We start from the raw sequence: 11,928 nt of genomic DNA, 5'->3' as shown, positions 1-11,928 counted from the left end.
AGGGCAGGCCGGTGTGGCCAGAGGTACGATGCGCTATCTGCACCCGCTCGAACCTCGTATCCGCCATGTCCCTCCGCGCCTTGAGAACCCTCGTTGCCATCGCCCGCCACCGCACGTTTGCGCGTGCCGGCGAGGCCATCGGGCTCACGCAGTCGGCTGTCAGCCTGCAGGTCAAATCGCTGGAAGAGGAGTTCAACGTCCGCCTGTTCGACCGCTCCCGCCGCGAGCCCGCGCTGACAGAGGCGGGCCGCATCGTGCTCGCCCAGGCAGAACAGATCCTCGCGCTGTATGACCGCATTCCCGATGCGCTGAGCGATGAGAGGGCGCTGGTGGGCCGGTTGCGCATCGGCGCCATCCAGACGGCGCTGTCCGGGCCGCTGCCCAATGCGCTGCTAGCCATGCGGACGGCGCATCCGGGCCTGCGCGTGCACGTGGCCGCCGGCATGTCGGCGGAGCTCGCACAGCGCGTAGCCGACGGCGAACTGGACGCCGCAATCACGTCGCACCCCGTGCGGCCGCATCCGGCGGAACTGGTGTGGTCGACGCTCTATGAAGACCGCTTCTGGCTGCTCGCCCCCGCCCAATACGCCGAACACGATGCGCGCGCGCTGCTGACCGAGCTGCCGTTTATCCGCTTTGATGCGCAGGCCTGGGCCGGCCGCATGATTGCTTCGGAACTGCGGCGGCTGGGCGTGCGGGTGCGTGAAGAGATGGTGCTCGACAACAAGGACACGATCGTACGCATGGTGGCAAGCGGATTGGGCGCCGCCGTGGTGGCGCTATCCGACTCCGAACTGACGCAATTGCCGCCCATTGCCCGTTTGGCGTTCGGCCAACCGCAATTGCACCGCGCGGTGGTACTGCTTGAACACCAATCGCGGACTGCACAGCGCTTTACCCAGGCATTGGCCGATGCCGTGGTCGCTTCTGCAATGAGAATTTCTCATTGATCGCCAGATAAATAACAATTATTGCTGCTGTGACTGCGTGATAGCTTGGCGGTGTTCCTGTTTCTCGCCGAGCACCTCATGCCGTTCCGCACGTTCCTCTGCCTCTCGCCCGCATTGCGGGCACGCCACGGTGCAGGAGCACGGCCATGACCGCTGCAATCCTGCTCGCTCTCGCGCCTGTTGCCCTTCTGGTGGCGCTCGGCCATTGGCTCAAGCGCTCCGCCTTCCTCGCCGAGACCTTCTGGCCGCAGGCTGAGCGGCTCTGCTACTACGTCCTGTTGCCCGCGCTATTCATGCACGGACTGGCCACGGCACATATGCAGTCTTTGCCCGTACTGCCGCTGGTGCTGACGTTGATTGGTGCGACATTGCTCGTGGCGGTTGCGCTAATGCTGGCCCGGCCGTGGATGCAAGTGGACGGTGCTGCGTTCACGTCGGTGTTTCAGGGGGCCGTGCGGTTCAACAACTATGTAGGCGTGTCGCTCGCCACGGGCATCTTCGGTGCCAAGGGGATTGCGCTGGCGGCCGTGTGCAACGCCGCGATTGTGCCGACAGTCAATCTGCTGTGCGTGCTGGTCTTCGCCCGCTATGGCTCCGTGCGCCTGAGTGGGCGCGCGCTCGTGCGTCAGATCGTGACGAATCCGCCGGTGGTGGCCTGCACGCTGGGCATTGCCATGCAGGCGCTGGGGCTGCAGATGCCTGCGGCGATCGAGCCTGCGGTGCGGGCGCTCGGGGTGGCGTCCATGCCGCTGGGCCTGCTGTGCGTGGGGGCCGCGCTTAACTTCAGCGGCGTGCGTTCGTGGGCGCAGCCCGTGTTCGTGTCGTCGGTCATCAAGTTCCTGGCCATGCCCGTGTTGACGCTGGCCGTTGGCCACGCATTGGGCCTGACCGATGCCGCCTTGATCGTGGCACTGCTGTTCCAGGCGCTGCCCACGGCATCCTCGTCGTACATCATGGCGCGTCAACTGGGCGGTGATGCGCCGCTCATGGCCGGCATCACTGCCGCGCAGACGGTGATGGCTGCAGCAGCCATGCCGGCCGTGATGACGCTGCTGGCCCTCACACGCGGATTACCCGAAGGGTTGCTCGCGGCGTTGTGAGCCAGAAGCGTCAGCGGGATCGATGGTTCAGAGGTGCACCACATCCAGCATGGCCTGCACAAACGCCTTTGGCGCTTCCTGCGGCAGGTTGTGCCCGATGCCGCCACCGATGTTCCGGTGCTGATACTTGCCCGTGAACTTCTTCGCATAGGCTGACGGCTCCGGGTGCGGGGCGCCGTTGGCATCGCCTTCCATGGTGATGGTGGGCACCGTGATGGCCGGCGCGGTGGCCAGGCGCTGTTCCAGCGCGTCGTACTTCGATTCACCCTGCGCCAGCCCCAGGCGCCAGCGGTAGTTATGGATGACGACGGCAACGTGATCGGGGTTGTCGAATGCGGTGGCGCTGCGGTCGTATGTGGCATCGTCAAACTTCCACGTGGGCGACGCGAGCTTCCAGATCAGGCGGTTGAACGCCTTGCAGTTGGCGGCGTAACCCTGCGCGCCACGCTCCGTCGTGAAATAGAACTGGTACCACCACGCAAATTCCGCGGCCGGCGGCAACGGCTTGCGGTTCGCCTCCTGGCTGCCGATCAGGTAGCCGCTGACAGATACCAGCGTCTTGCAGCGTTCCGGCCACAGCGCCGCGATGATGTCCGCCGTGCGCGCGCCCCAGTCGTATCCGCCAAAGTGCGCCTGCTTGATCTTCAATGCGTCCATGAACGCGATGATGTCGACGGCCAGCGCGGCCTGCTGCCCGTTGCGCGGCGTGTCCGCCGAGCGGATGCGCGTCGAGCCATAGCCGCGGAGATACGGCACCAGCACGCGATAGCCCGCCGCCGCCAGCGCGGGCGCCACCTCTGCATAGCTGTAGATGTCATAGGGCCAGCCGTGCAGCAGGATCATCACGGGGCCGTTCTTCGGTCCAAGGTCTGCGTAGCCGATGTTGAGCACGCCGGCATCGATCTGCTGCAGCGTGTCGAACGGGTTGGCTTGTCCGGCCAGCAGCGCGCTTGCATTGGAGGACGGTGCCGGTTGCGCATGCACAAGTTCGGCCAGCCCGAGATCGAGCACGCCAATGCTGGCGATGGTGGTGCCCAGAAGGCGGCGACGGCGGAGGTTGACGGGGTTCGACATGGGGGTTCTCTCTTTGCGGTGGTTGGGGCAGGGATTAGTGAACGAGCTTGACCAGCGGCTCACCGGACTTCACGACATACGTGGCCAGTTCCGATGCCTTGCCGCTGCCAACGTTTCTTGCCGAGTGCGCAATGCCGGCCGGAATGAACAACGAATCGCCGGTCTGCAGCGTCACGGGAGGCTGGCCATCCAGCCGGTATTCGATCGTGCCTTGCAGGACGTGGGCGATTTCCTCGCCGGGGTGGACATGCGCGGGGGCGAATGCACGCTCATCGAAATCCACGCGCACTTGCAGGGTTTCGCGACCTGGCACGCTCAGGTCGTGGTGGACGAGATCGGTCCGATGCAGGCCTGCGGCTTGCGCAAACGCGTTGTGCGCGCCCAGGGCGCCTGCCAGTACGAGCAACGTTGCGGTCAATCGGGTCGGTTGCATGAGGGCTCCAGTGATCAAGGATGGATGACGAGGCGGGGTCTTGTTTGCCTCGTTTCCAGCATTGGGCGCCTGCGATGTATCCGGTCGGTTTCACGATGCCGCCGATTTGTATTGCTTTGTAGCAACGGGCATCGATGGACGGGGTTTTGTATGCGTTTGTATCCGGCGGCAGCTCCGGTACATGCCCAGACAAAACGGCTAGCACATCGCTACGTGCCGGATACGTCAGGCGACTTAAATGCATTCCGTGGCCACGACGCCGGGCCAACGCAACGCAAAGCACCGGCAGGCCGCGCAATCCCAAACCAACCGTTCAAAGGAAATCGATCATGACCCGCAATCTCGCCAAGACCCTCGCTGTTGTCGCACTCGCTGTGGCCGCTGCCGGGGCCCAAGCCGCTTCGTCAGTCGGCGCACGCGACCCGTACACCGATGGCGCCCGCGCCGTGCAAAGCGCGGTGGACGCCTATACAGAGGGCGCGCGTTCGTCTGATGTCTATACGGACGGCGCGCGTGCCACCGACATCTACACGGATGGCGCCCGCAGCGCGAATCCGTACTACGACGGTGCGCACGCCTGAAGCGGCGGCCTCGCGTACACCCCATCCCACTGAGAACCGAACAGATAACAAGGACCCGACATGTTCAACCGCAAAGCCGTCTCCATCGCAGCGCTGGCACTTGGCATGGCCGCCAGTGCGCCCCTCTTTGCCGCTACGGCGGCCGATGCCAATCAACCTTCCGTCGTGATCGTGCACGGCGCCTTTGCTGATGGGTCCGACTGGGCCAAGGTGATCCCGCTGCTGCAGGCCAAGGGCGTGAAGGTGCAGGCGGTGCAGAACGGGCTGAACTCGCTGGCTGACGATGTGGCTGCAACGCGCCGAGCGATTGGCAATCAGGCCGGCAAGGTCGTGCTGGTCGGGCACTCGTGGGGCGGCACGGTCATCACGGAAACCGGCGCCGACAGCAAGGTTGCCGGGCTGGTGTATGTGGCCGCGTTCGCGCCAGACGCCGGGCAGTCGACGGAAGAGGTGGGCAAGGATTACGCGCCCGCGCCGGGCATTGGCAAGCTGGTGGCGGATGCCAACGGCTATCTGTCACTGCCCCCAGCGGCGCTGGCGAGCGACTTTGCGCAGGATGTGCCCGCTGCCCAGGCGCGCGTGATGGCCGCCACGCAAGGGCCCATCAAGGCGACGGCATTTGGCGAGCGCACCACGGTGGCAGCGTGGCAGAGCAAGCCGTCGTGGTTCATCGTCAGCGCGCACGACCGGATGATCCAGCCCGATCTGGAACGTGCCATGGCCAGGAAGATTGGCGCCAAGGTGACGACGCTGCCGACGAGCCACGTGCCGCAGCAGTCGCGGCCGCAGGATGTGGCCAAGGTGATTCTCGATGCAGTGCACGCGGTCGAGGCGCGCAACTGAGGCGGAGCGCGTTGCTTGCGCGTCAGTCGGGGCGTTTGCCCATGGCGCGCAGGAATGTCTGCTGCGCGGTCAGCAACTCCCGGTAGGTGAGCGCGCGGTAGTCGAGCGCATGGGCGCGCGCCACCTCCGCCACACGTGCTGCCAGCGCTGGATAGTGCCGGTGGCTATACGTCGGGAAGAGGTGATGCGTCAGGTGCCAGTTCAAGCCGCCGAGCCAGTAGCCGATCCACGCCGGTTGCGGTTGCCAGTCGCAGGCGGTGTGGAATGCATGTTCGTGCCACGTGTGCGGCAACTGGCCCGATTCGGGCGGAAGATAGAACGTCACGTCTGCCCAGTGCGTGCCCAGAATCAGCGCCACCAGCACGCACGAGGCCAGCATCTGCCCCGCAAAGTAGCTGAACGCCACCCAGCCCCAGCCGAGGCCAAGCTGATGCGCCACCCATGCGGGCACCGCCACAGCAATAAGCAGGTGCAAGGTCTTGGCACACAGGAACGTCGCCCAGCCGCGCAAGCCGGGCAACACACGGTCTGTGGTCAGCGCCGTGAGGCCGAGGCGATCCGACCAGTCGTAGATCCAGTTGATGTACGGCAACGACAGCGCGGCAATCAGCGGCCAATAGCGATGCTGGTAGCGAAACTGCGGATACCACGGCTGAAAAGGCGTCTGCCGCAGGAAGCGGTTTGCGGCGGTGTCCAGGTCGTAGTGCTCCACGTTGGCATGCGCGTGGTGATAGTGCACATGACGCACCGTCCAATAGGCCGGTTCGATGCCGAGCGGGATGGCGGTCACGCGTGTCAGGAAGCGGTCCAGCCATGGCCACGGAGAGAGCGCGTGGTGTGCGCCGTCGTGCAGCACGTTCATCGCCAGCAGCATCGCGATGAACGGAAAGGCCACATAGGCGAGCACGAAAATCATCGTGCTCTTGGCCGTCACCATGGCCCCATACAGCAGTGCAGAAACTACGACAAGGAAGGCGCCCTTGGCGATGAGTCGTGCATCGGCAAAGCGGTGGTCGCCGCTTGCTTGCAGATGTTCATGCGCGGCCCGGCGCAAATCCTCCGCCAGCGACGACGAGCGCGGCGAAGCGTAGCGGAGCTTAGCGAGATTCGGCATGCGGTGATGAAGAAAGCGGTGATTCGGCACGCAGTGCGTGCCACAGCCCGCAGGCCAGGCCATGCAGCCCCAGTGCAACGGCCAACGTGTCGGACAATGCATCGCCCGCGCCGCATGCGCCAATCATCAGCACGGGCAGTGCAAGCGCCAGCAGCGGCCACAGCCAGCGGCCCCAGGCGCGCCCATCCGACAAGCCACCCAGCGCCAGCGTGAGCAGCAGGATGAGCACGAACCAAACCGCTTGCCAATGCCCGGGCCACAGGCCATCGGTGCGCACGTAGTCGACCACCACGCCAAATAGCAGCACACCGCCCGTGGCAATCCAGCCGGCGGGCGTGGCGCGCGTATCGCGTTGCAACTGCGGCGTGCGCAACCCCAGCCATTGCAATGCGGGCACCACGTTGGCCCAGAACGGGTTGTCGCTGTGGGTGGGCTTGTGCACGCCGTAGCGGATGGGCACGTCGGGCAGCGCGCGCTGATACGTGCCGAACAGCTTGTCCCAGAGGAGCAGCGTGCCGCCGAAGTTGCGGTCGATGTATTCTGGGTTGCAGCCGTGATGTACGCGATGGTTGGCAGGCGTGACCATGAAGCGGTCCAGCACGCCCGAGCGGCCGACCAGTCCGCAGTGGTTGTAGAACTGCACCGAGTAATGCAGGCCGGACACCGCCACGAACATTTCCGGCGTGACACCCAGCAGCGCCAGCGGCACGAAAAACGGCAGCGATGTCAGCGACGACAGCCACGCGTTCCGCACGCCCAGCGACAGGTTGAAATGCTCGCCTTCGTGATGCACCGCATGGATCGCCCACAGAAAGCCCAGTTTGTGGTGCGTGCGGTGCAGCCAGTAGAAGCCCAGATCCCATGCGACAAAGGCGAAGGCCCAGCCTGCAATCGGATACCAGCCATCCACCCAATGCAGGCTGGCATGGGCATACAGCCACGTGAAGCCGGCCACTTCCACGCCGCGGCACAGCCACATCAGCACGTGGCCCGAGTTCAGATTGAGGATGACGTCGCGCCACGGCACCGGTTGGTCGCGCCACCACTTCAGCGCAGCCAGTTCCAGAAGCACGCAGCCGAGCATCAATGCAAGCGGCAGAGCAAAGGCATTCATGTCGACACCGGTTCGATTGAGAGCGTTGACGCGCGTCGCGCCAACCATTGACGGGCGGCCACGCCGCACAGCACGCCCACGGCCACGCCCGCCGACAGATCGAGTGCGACGTGCCGGCGCGTCTGGATCGTGGCGTACAGGATGCCGAGCCCCCAGGCCGCTGCAAGCGTCGTGCGAATCGGCTTGCGCGCGTCTGCCAGCGCCCACACGGAAAGCAGCGTAAGCGCCCCGTGCAGCGAGGGCAGGCAGTTCTGGCTCGAATCCACGGCGATCAGCATGCGTTGCACGCTGGCCGGCAGCGATGCATCGGCCAGCGGCGGGTAGTGCAGCGTGGTCGGCCACAGCAGGAACACCGCACCGCTCACCAGCGCGCTCATCTGCATGGCGCGTTCCAGCCAGGGCAGGCGAGACATGTCGGCCAGCAGATACGCCAACGGAATCAGCGCGAAGAACGACACGTACAGCCAGATGCCTGACGCGCTGAACGGAATCGCGCGGTCCAATGCGGTTTCCGGCACAACCGTGCCCACGCCTTGCAGCACACCGCACAGACCATAGACGAGGCCCACCGAACACCAGCCCAAGGCCATATGACGCAGGCGCGTGGCAAGCGGGCTCATCGTGCCGCTCCCTACGCCGCGAGCCGAACGATGCGGCGTCGCTTGGTGGTGAAATCGGTGGCGATGCGTTCGGGCGCGGCGTGCCATGTCACACGCGATGCATCGACGCCCTGGCAGGCGAAGACATCCGCCAGATGCGCCTGGCACGCGCGGGCAATGTCGGCGTCAGCGGGGTGGATGGACAACGCCAGCGTGGACGCATCGGATTGCACGAGGCGGTAATCGGCATGCAGCGGCAGCGCCTGGGCCAGCGCCCGTGAACACACGTCCGCAAACAGCGTGACGGAGCCGCCGCCCAGCGCGGGCAGGACGAGTGTGTCGTCGCAGCGGCCTTCGATGCGCTCGATGGCCATGGCCGGATTGCCGCACGGGCAGGCCCCAAGCGCCGGGTCGCGGCGGATGAGGATGTCATCCAGCCGGTAGTGCACGATGGGCTGCGTGCTGCGAGTGAAATCCGTGATGATGGGAACGAAGCGGCGCGCGTCCAGCCATTGCGGCTCGATGTGCACGTGCGCTTCGTTCAGATGCAGCGTGCCTTGCGGGCAGGTCGCCCCCAGGAAACCTTCGGTGGCCTGATAGACCTCGCCGACATTGCCGAAGGCCTGCGCAAGCAGCGCGCGGTCCATCGGCTCCAGCACTTCGGCGCCGGACAGCACCTGCACCGGTGCAATGTCGAGCCGGCCGGCCAGTTTCTCCATGGCGAGCGCACGCAGCACCTGCGCCGGCCCCACGATGATGGTCGGTTGCAATGTCTCCAGCGGCGCGCGGTGCGAATCGAACGGCGCAAACAGATCGAAGAACGAGAACGTCAGCCACGGATTGCGCACGGCCGTGTACAGATTGCTGTTGGCGCGCAGGAACAGCGCGACGCGTTCGCCATGCAACAGCCCGCGCGGCAACAGCTTGGCGAGCAGGATGCCGGCCCACTGCGCGCGCTCGGTCGGGCTGACGACGAATACGCCCCGTCCGCCGGATGTGCCAGACGACAAGCCCACCGAATAGGCTCCGACCATCGGCCGGAAATCGCGCGACTGCTCGGCCTGTTGCGCGCAGGCGAGCACGTCGGCCAAACGCAGGCCGGCCGTGTTCATGGCATCGAAATTGGCCATCATCGTGGCCTTGTCCATCAACGGCCATTCATGCATCGGCTTCGATGCAAACGGGCGGAAGTACGGGCTGCGAGCCAGCACGCGTTGCGTGAAACGTGCGATCTGGCGCTGCTGATGCGCTTGCAGCGCTGCGCGATCAGGCAGCCGCAACCGGCGCGTTTGCCAATAAGACCACAGCAGGCGATGCAACGTCGTCACAATGCACCCTCGTGCGTGAGGAGAATGCGCACGTGGCCGCCGGCATCGAGCGCGTGCAGCTTGCGCAGCGTATCGAAGTAGGCGTGGCGGTCTTCCATGATGGAATACGCCAGCACCGACGGCCCGCGCAGCTCGCGATAGCTCAGCGGTGACCAGGCTGCGTCGGCGGCAAGCAACGCCCAGCCTTCATCCGTGCGCACGAACGCGCCGAGGTGTCCGGCAGCGTGGCCGGGCAGCGGCACAAGCAGCACGTCGCCGTTGCTCTCGGGCAGGGCCCAGGCGGATGTGAATGGCGCCAGCTCTGGCGGCAGCGCAACTTGCTCGAACTGTTCGACAAAGCGCGTGCGCGTTTCAAAATCTTCGGGAATCAGCCCGGGCACGAAAGCGCGCCGTAACGCGGAAACGCCTCGCAGCGCACGCAAGTGCATCCATCCCTCGCCAGAGCAGATGACCGGCACGCCCGGAAAGTCGCGCAGGCCGGCAACGTGGTCACCGTGGAAGTGCGAGACGATCAATCCATGCAGGTCAGCGGGGCGTATGCCCTGTTGTGCGAGCTGTGCTGCCATGGATTCCGATGTATCGAAATACACCGGCGTGACCTTGCGATAGATGGCAAATAGGCCGCTGCGCGTGTGGTCATGAAAATGCGAGGCATAGCCCGTGTCCCACAGCCAGCGTCGCCCGGCGGCTTCGATCAGCCATGCGCGCGCGGGAAAGGCGCATGTGCGCAAGCCCGCGCCGCGCAGTGCCACGCACGCGGTGTGCGTGCAGTAACCGGCTTCAAAAACGGACAACGTTGCCATGTTCGCGTAACCAGTGGGCCGTGCGGCGGATGCCTTCGGCCATGTCGATGGGCGGCACGTAGCCGAGTTCGATGCGCGCGCGGTCGTTGGCGAGCGTCATGTCGTAGTGCAGGGCAGCGGCGCTGTAGCGTGTGAGCAGCGGCTCGCGGTGCGTGATGGCACTGGCCGACTCCATGGCGCGTGCGGCCAATGCCATGGCTGGATAAGGCACGGCGCGGATGCGGTAGCGCAGGCCGAGCTGTTGCCCCAGCAGTTGATCGAGCAGATCGCGCAGCGTGGCCGGCGCGTGATTGGTGATGTTGTAGGCGGCGCCCGAAGGCACGACCGCCGTGGTGGCGCACTGCATGGCATGCACCACGTTTTCCAGATAGGTCAGATCCATACGTGCCGCGCCGCCACGGGGCAGCGGCAGCACGCCGCCGCGCAGTTTCAGCAGATGCAGGATGCGCGGCAGCACCACGCGGTCGTGCGGGCCGAACAGCCCACGCGGCCGCAGGATGACGAAGTGTGTGCGGTTCTGCTTGGCGACCTGCTGCTGGATGGCCGCTTCTGCCAGCATCTTGGTCGCCGCGTAATGATTGGCGAAGCGCGCAGGACGATAGCTCTCGGGCAGATCGGCGTGATGCTGGTAGTCGAAGTAGATCGACGGCGTGGAGATATGCACGAAGCGGCGGACACCACGCTTGACGGCGCCTTCGGCCAGAGCGGCTGTTGCGCGCACATTGGCCGCGTAGAAGTCGTCGTACGCGCCCCAAGGAGATGACAACGCCGTGCAATGCCACACCGTGTCGACACCATCGAGCAGCGCATCGAGCGTGCTCGGCGTCAGGCGTGCGAGGTCGGCCGGTACATAGTCCGCACCGCGTGCGACAAAGGCCTCGCGCTGCGCGGCATCGCGCCCCGTCGCGCGTACGCCTGCGCCTTGTGCCAGCAGTGCATCGACCGCGTTGCGGCCGAGCCCGCCCGTGGCCCCCGTCACAAGCGTGGTCATAGTGTCAGCACCATGCCGCCCAGCGTCAGCCCGGCGGCCGTGCCAACCAGCAGAACCGGCTTGCCAGGCTCGATGCGTTGGCGCGTCACCGCTTCATGCAGCGCGGTGGGAATCGATGCGGCCACCTGGTTGCCGTGCTGCGCGTAGATGTCGACCACGCTGGCTTCCGGCACGCCCAGGCGCTTGCGCAAATGCTGCATGCCAAGGTGGCTCGCCTGGTGCGGCACGACGACGTGCATGTCGCGCAGCGTGTAATGGCTGCCCGCAAACAGACGATCGAGGAAGCCGTCCATCAGTTGCGAGGCGAGCTTGAACACGCGCTTGCCGTCCATGTGGAAGAGGTAATCGGTGGGTTGCGCGCCGGTCCGCGGGTTGCGACGCGTGCCGCCTGCAGGGATTTCGCAATAGGCCTTGCCGGCGGGGTAGGTCTCCATGCGGTAAGCGTGAATGCCTTTGCTGGACACCGCAGGCGCCGCCTCAACGATGACCGCCGCCGCCCCATCGCCGAAGATCAACGCGGTTTCGGCATCGTCCCAGTCGATGCCGCGCGAGGCCAGGTCGGACGCCACCACGGCAATGCGCTTGTAGGCGCCAGTGGTCAGCAGGCTGCTTGCCACGTGCAGCGCCGTCAGGAAGCTCAGGCAACTGGCGTTGACGTCAAACGCGGGCGTGCCGGCCGGCAACCCTGCGGGCTCCAGGATGCGCGTGGCCGTGTTGGGCAGCGCCTGCTCCTGCACGCCCGAGGCGGAAATCAACAGGTCGATGGAGGCGGTAGGAACGTTTGCGCGGCGCAGCGCATCGCGCACGGCAGCGCCGGCAAGCTCCGATTGGTGCTCCGCAAGCGTTGCATGGTGACGGACGTCGATACCGGACTTCTTGCGCACGTACCCAGCCCGATGGCCCAGGCGGGCATCCAGCTCAGCGGACGTGACTCGGTGTTCCGGCAACGCCTTGCCGGTGGAAAGCAGATGAATCGGCAGCATAGATGCAGGCACGCA

At 65.6% G+C, this 11,928-nt stretch carries 13 protein-coding genes; 4 read left to right on the top strand and 9 right to left on the bottom strand.

Annotated elements, in window-relative coordinates; translation table 11 throughout:
* The first annotated feature begins 65 nt into the window (after positions 1-65).
* Both NKG59_RS03035 and NKG59_RS03030 read left to right on the top strand, forming a co-directional pair.
* The gene (locus NKG59_RS03035) at positions 66-950 is read left to right on the top strand and encodes a LysR family transcriptional regulator (protein ID WP_045202016.1); all 885 of its coding nucleotides are present in this window, start codon (positions 66-68) and stop codon (positions 948-950) included.
* Between the two features lie 146 nt (positions 951-1,096).
* On the top strand, positions 1,097-2,050 hold the full coding sequence (locus NKG59_RS03030) for an AEC family transporter (RefSeq protein WP_253535140.1): 954 nt from the start codon (positions 1,097-1,099) through the stop codon (positions 2,048-2,050).
* A 27-nt stretch (positions 2,051-2,077) separates the two neighbouring features.
* Here the strand turns inward: NKG59_RS03030 and NKG59_RS03025 are convergent, their stop codons facing one another.
* Together NKG59_RS03025 and NKG59_RS03020 are read right to left on the bottom strand one after the other, a co-directional pair.
* Positions 2,078-3,124, bottom strand: coding sequence for an alpha/beta fold hydrolase (locus NKG59_RS03025; protein WP_253535138.1), 1,047 nt, complete (start codon positions 3,122-3,124; stop codon positions 2,078-2,080).
* 34 nt (positions 3,125-3,158) lie between these two features.
* Positions 3,159-3,557, bottom strand: coding sequence for a cupin domain-containing protein (locus tag NKG59_RS03020; RefSeq protein ID WP_045202009.1), 399 nt, complete (start codon positions 3,555-3,557; stop codon positions 3,159-3,161).
* A gap of 329 nt (positions 3,558-3,886) precedes the next feature.
* Between NKG59_RS03020 and NKG59_RS03015 the strand changes: the two genes are divergently transcribed.
* Together NKG59_RS03015 and NKG59_RS03010 are read left to right on the top strand one after the other, a co-directional pair.
* Positions 3,887-4,138 (top strand): hypothetical protein, encoded by a 252-nt coding sequence (locus NKG59_RS03015; protein ID WP_045202007.1) that lies wholly within the window; start codon positions 3,887-3,889, stop codon positions 4,136-4,138.
* A 60-nt stretch (positions 4,139-4,198) separates the two neighbouring features.
* Positions 4,199-4,981, top strand: a complete 783-nt coding sequence (locus NKG59_RS03010; protein WP_420804013.1) for an alpha/beta fold hydrolase — start codon at positions 4,199-4,201, stop codon at positions 4,979-4,981.
* A 22-nt stretch (positions 4,982-5,003) separates the two neighbouring features.
* Here NKG59_RS03010 and NKG59_RS03005 read toward each other — a convergent pair whose 3' ends face one another.
* Genes NKG59_RS03005 through NKG59_RS02975 form a run of 7 tightly spaced genes read right to left on the bottom strand, consistent with a single transcriptional unit; the run spans position 5,004 to position 11,925 of the window.
* Entirely contained in the window at positions 5,004-6,095 is a 1,092-nt protein-coding gene (locus NKG59_RS03005) for an acyl-CoA desaturase (RefSeq protein ID WP_253535136.1), read from the bottom strand.
* Complete coding sequence (locus NKG59_RS03000; protein WP_253535134.1) at positions 6,079-7,209, bottom strand: sterol desaturase family protein; 1,131 nt, start codon at positions 7,207-7,209, stop codon at positions 6,079-6,081. Before NKG59_RS03000 ends, NKG59_RS03005 begins: the two co-directional genes overlap by 17 nt.
* Positions 7,206-7,829 (bottom strand): phosphatase PAP2 family protein, encoded by a 624-nt coding sequence (locus tag NKG59_RS02995; protein ID WP_253535132.1) that lies wholly within the window; start codon positions 7,827-7,829, stop codon positions 7,206-7,208. The genes NKG59_RS03000 and NKG59_RS02995 overlap by 4 nt, the downstream gene beginning before the upstream one ends.
* A gap of 11 nt (positions 7,830-7,840) precedes the next feature.
* Entirely contained in the window at positions 7,841-9,136 is a 1,296-nt protein-coding gene (locus NKG59_RS02990; protein ID WP_253535130.1) for a F390 synthetase-related protein, read from the bottom strand.
* The gene (locus tag NKG59_RS02985; RefSeq protein ID WP_253535128.1) at positions 9,133-9,939 is read right to left on the bottom strand and encodes an MBL fold metallo-hydrolase; all 807 of its coding nucleotides are present in this window, start codon (positions 9,937-9,939) and stop codon (positions 9,133-9,135) included. Before NKG59_RS02985 ends, NKG59_RS02990 begins: the two co-directional genes overlap by 4 nt.
* Positions 9,917-10,930 (bottom strand): NAD-dependent epimerase/dehydratase family protein, encoded by a 1,014-nt coding sequence (locus NKG59_RS02980; RefSeq protein WP_253535115.1) that lies wholly within the window; start codon positions 10,928-10,930, stop codon positions 9,917-9,919. Before NKG59_RS02980 ends, NKG59_RS02985 begins: the two co-directional genes overlap by 23 nt.
* Positions 10,927-11,925 carry a 3-oxoacyl-[acyl-carrier-protein] synthase III C-terminal domain-containing protein gene (locus NKG59_RS02975; RefSeq protein WP_315862590.1) on the bottom strand — a complete coding sequence of 333 codons (999 nt, stop codon included), beginning with the start codon at positions 11,923-11,925 and terminating at the stop codon, positions 10,927-10,929. Before NKG59_RS02975 ends, NKG59_RS02980 begins: the two co-directional genes overlap by 4 nt.
* Between the last annotated feature and the right edge of the window lie 3 nt (positions 11,926-11,928).

Source organism: Ralstonia chuxiongensis (genome assembly GCF_024158925.1).
Classification (GTDB): Bacteria; Pseudomonadota; Gammaproteobacteria; order Burkholderiales; family Burkholderiaceae; genus Ralstonia; species Ralstonia chuxiongensis.
Note: the sequence above shows the minus strand (reverse complement) of the source record. Positions and strands in the feature narration are given on the sequence as shown.